A 2,413-nucleotide genomic window follows, 5' to 3' on the forward strand; every position below is an offset into this window, starting at 1 on the left:
GCGGTAACACGCACTGGAGGACCGAACCCACATCCGTTGAAAAGGATCGGGATGAGCTGTGCCTAGGGGTGAAAGGCCAATCAAACTCGGAGATAGCTGGTTCTCTGCGAAATCTATTTAGGTAGAGCGTCATCCGAATACCCCGGGGGGTAGAGCACTGGATGGGTAATGGGGCCCCACAGGCTTACTGATCCTAACCAAACTCCGAATACCCGGGAGTACTAGATGGCAGACACACGGCGGATGCTAACGTCCGTCGTGGAGAGGGAAACAACCCTGACCTCCGGCTAAGGCCCCCAATTCATGGCTAAGTGGGAAAGCAGGTGGGATGTCCAAAACAACCAGGAGGTTGGCTTAGAAGCAGCCATCCTTTAAAGATAGCGTAACAGCTCACTGGTCTAAATAAGACGTCCTGCGGCGAAGATGTAACGGGGCTCAAGCCATGAGCCGAAGCCGAGGATGCCCATAGGGCATGGTAGCAGAGCGTAGTGTGACATAGTCTCATTCCTCCTTAACTCCTTCGGGAGTATTGGAGGAGAGAGGCTTTCGATGAAGCCGGGGCGTGAGCCATCCGGTGGAGAGATCACTAGCGAGAATGATGACATGAGTAGCGACAAAGAGTGTGAGAGACACTCTCGCCGAAAGTCCAAGGGTTCCTGCTTAAAGCTAATCTGAGCAGGGTAAGCCGGCCCCTAAGCCGAGGCCGAAAGGCGTAGGCGATGGGAACCAGGTTAATATTCCTGGGCCAGGAGGATGTGACGGATCATGAAGGTTGTCCGCCCTTATCGGATTGGGCGGGCCGCTGATTGGTCCCTGGAAATAGCCCTCCATCAGACCGTACCCTAAACCGACACAGGTGGACTGGTAGAGCATACCAAGGCGCTTGAGAGAACGATGTTGAAGGAACTCGGCAAAATACCTCCGTAAGTTCGCGAGAAGGAGGCCCGGGTTCAAGGCAACTTGGATCCGGGGGCACAAACCAGGGGGTGGCGACTGTTTATTAAAAACACAGGGCTCTGCGAAGCCGCAAGGCGACGTATAGGGTCTGACGCCTGCCCGGTGCCTGAAGGTTAAAAGGAGGGGTGAGAGCTCCGAATTGAAGCCCAGGTAAACGGCGGCCGTAACTATAACGGTCCTAAGGTAGCGAAATTCCTTGTCGGGTAAGTTCCGACCTGCACGAATGGCGTAACGACTTCCCCGCTGTCTCCAACATCGACTCAGCGAAATTGAATTGCCTGTCAAGATGCAGGCTTCCCGCGGTTAGACGGAAAGACCCCGTGCACCTTTACTACAGCTTCGCACTGGCATCAGGATTGTGATGTGCAGGATAGGTGGTAGGCATCGAAGCAGGAACGCAAGTTCCTGTGGAGCCTCCCTTGAGATACCACCCTTCGCACTCTTGATGTCTAACCGCGGTCCGTTATCCGGATCCGGGACCCTGCGTGGCGGGTAGTTTGACTGGGGCGGTCGCCTCCTAAAGAGTAACGGAGGCGCGCGAAGGTTGGCTCAGAGCGGTCGGAAATCGCTCGTTGAGTGCAATGGCAGAAGCCAGCCTGACTGCGAGACTGACAAGTCGAGCAGAGACGAAAGTCGGCCATAGTGATCCGGTGGTCCCGCGTGGAAGGGCCATCGCTCAACGGATAAAAGGTACGCCGGGGATAACAGGCTGATACTGCCCAAGAGTCCATATCGACGGCAGTGTTTGGCACCTCGATGTCGGCTCATCTCATCCTGGGGCTGGAGCAGGTCCCAAGGGTACGGCTGTTCGCCGTTTAAAGAGGTACGTGAGCTGGGTTTAGAACGTCGTGAGACAGTTCGGTCCCTATCTGCCGTGGGTGCAGGATACTTGAGAGGAGTTGCCCCTAGTACGAGAGGACCGGGGTGAACGATCCACTGGTGGACCAGTTGTAATGCCAATTGCAGTGCTGGGTAGCTATGATCGGACAGGATAACCGCTGAAGGCATCTAAGCGGGAAGCCCCCCTCAAAACAAGGTATCCCTGAGGGCCGTGGAAGACCACCACGCCGATAGGCCGGAGGTGTAAGCGCAGCAATGCGTTCAGCTGACCGGTACTAATCGCCCGACAGGCTTGATTTGATCCAGTAACAGACAGTGTTACAGGACACAGAAAGCAAACCATCCCAAGAACTTGGACATGCTGATTGTATTGCCTGCCCTTGTGGAACCGTCCACGTGACGTAACTCAGGTGCGGCCTCTCGCGTATTTGCTCCGCAAACACGCTGCCGGCCGCCAACCGAGAAAACTCCGCAAGCCGCAGGCTTGCTGGATTTTTCTCGGTTTGGTGGCCACAGCACAAGTGAAACACCCGGTCCCATCCCGAACCCGGAAGTTAAGCACTGTCGCGCCGATGGTACTTGGGCTCAAGCCCTGGGAGAGTAGGTCACCGCCAAA

General features: G+C 55.8%; 2 rRNA genes (1 of these 2 running past the window's edge). Both read left to right on the plus strand.

The window, feature by feature from the left end:
* A 23S ribosomal RNA gene (locus ACFMBG_RS08625) occupies positions 1–2,097 on the plus strand; it begins 731 nt to the left of the window's first position.
* Between the two features lie 202 nt (positions 2,098–2,299).
* Positions 2,300–2,413, plus strand: a 5S ribosomal RNA gene (gene rrf, locus ACFMBG_RS08630); the annotation flags it as partial.

Source organism: Leisingera coralii, from assembly GCF_049056525.1.
Classification (GTDB): domain Bacteria; phylum Pseudomonadota; class Alphaproteobacteria; order Rhodobacterales; family Rhodobacteraceae; genus Leisingera; species Leisingera coralii.